Source organism: Streptomyces synnematoformans, from assembly GCF_039531005.1.
Classification (GTDB): Bacteria; Actinomycetota; Actinomycetes; order Streptomycetales; family Streptomycetaceae; genus Streptomyces; species Streptomyces synnematoformans.
Map to the genome: position 1 here is coordinate 1 of NZ_BAAAPF010000643.1, position 1,506 is coordinate 1,506.

General features: G+C 78.4%; 1 protein-coding gene and 1 pseudogene. Both read right to left on the minus strand.

The window, feature by feature from the left end; all coding sequences use genetic code 11:
- Nucleotides 1-99: 99 nt before the first annotated feature.
- Nucleotides 100-1,308, minus strand: a complete 1,209-nt coding sequence (locus ABD317_RS36815) for an ADP-ribosylglycohydrolase family protein (RefSeq protein WP_344296407.1) — start codon at nt 1,306-1,308, stop codon at nt 100-102.
- Nucleotides 1,305-1,506: pseudogene (locus ABD317_RS36820) on the minus strand (ADP-ribosylglycohydrolase family protein); the annotation flags it as partial. The gene ABD317_RS36815 and the pseudogene ABD317_RS36820, both read right to left, overlap by 4 nt.

The following is a 1,506-nucleotide window of genomic DNA, read 5'->3' on the forward strand; positions in this document are numbered from 1 at the left end:
CGTCCTCGGCCGCCTGCCGCAGCTCGTGGCCGACGAGGTCCTCCGGCTGCACCCAGGTCAGCCGCAGCGGCGCCCCGTGCCCATCGGCCGGCGCCGCCGTCACGACGCCCCCGCCAGCGCACCGAACGCGGCCTCGTGGGCGCGGCGGCGCGCCACGTCGCGCGCGAACACCTCGCGTGCCACGTCCGCGAGGACGGCGGCCGGGGCGCGGAGGTCCAGCCGGCTGGCGCGCGCGACCTCCTCGGACCACTCCCCCGGCACCGCCGCGGCGCCGCCCAGGGCGCCGGCGATCGCGCCGGCCATGGTGGCGATCGAGTCGCAGTCGCGGCCGTAGTTGACGGCGCCGAGGACCGTGTGCCGGTAGTCGCCGCGGCCGACGAGCAGCATGCCCAGCGCCACCGGCAGCTCCTCTATGGCGTGCAGCCGGGAGGGCCGCCGGGCGCCGAGCGAGGGGTTGCGGTACTCGGGGCCGACGGTGTCGTACGGCTCGACCGCCGCGCGCAGCGGCGCCAGCGCCGCCTCGAAGTCGTCGTGGCCGGCGGCGGTCTCGCAGACGGCCTCGACGGCGGCGCGGGTGCCGTCCTTCGCCAGCTCCAGCGCCGTCCCGACCACCGACTCCGGCGTGGCGCCGGGGGTGAAGGCCGCCGCGACGCAGGCGGCGAAGACGCCGGCGGCCTCGCGCCCGTACGACGACTGGTGCGCGCCGGCGACGTCGAGCGCCTCGGCGTAGGCCGCGGCGGGGTTGCCGGCGTTGACGGCGCCGACGGGCGCCATGTACATCGCGGCGCCGCAGTTGACGATGTTGCCGACGCCCGCCTCCCGGGGGTCGGCGTGGCCGTAGTGCAGCCGCGCGACGATCCACTTCTCGGCGAGGAAGATCCGCTGCAGCGGCAGCGCCTCGGCCTCCAGCTCGGGGATCCAGCGCGGCGTGCCCATGAGGTCGGGCACGAGGTGGGCGGCGACGGCGTAGGCGTCGAGGTGGTCGCGGACCTTGTCGTAGACCCGCACGAGGGCGTGGGTCATGAGGGTGTCGTCGGTGACGTGCCCGTCGCCCTTGTGGTACGGGGCGATGGGCCGGGCGGTGCGCCATCCGTCGCCGTGGAACGGCTCGACGATGCCGCGCACCCGGCCGCCGTAGCGCTCGGCGATGGCCTCGGGGGTCCAGCCTTCGACGGGCCCGCCCAGCGCGTCGCCGACGGCGGCGCCGACGAGGCAGCCGGCGGTGCGGTCGGCGAGGCCGGGCCCGGCGGAGGCGGCGGCGGGGGCGGCGGGGGCGGAGGGCGTGGCGGAAGCGGTCGTGGGGGTCATGAGGCGAGGGGTCCTTCCGCGGGGGTGCTGAACTGCTTGTCGGCCAGCTGCCGGGCGAGGTCGACGAGGCCGGCGCCCGCCAGGCGGGGCAGGGCGCAGCCGGAGAGGATCCGGCAGGCGTCCCGCCAGGTGGCGGGGAGTCCGGCGGCGCCGCCGATCGCCCCGGTGAGCGCGCCGGCCAGCGCCGGCGCGGAGTCG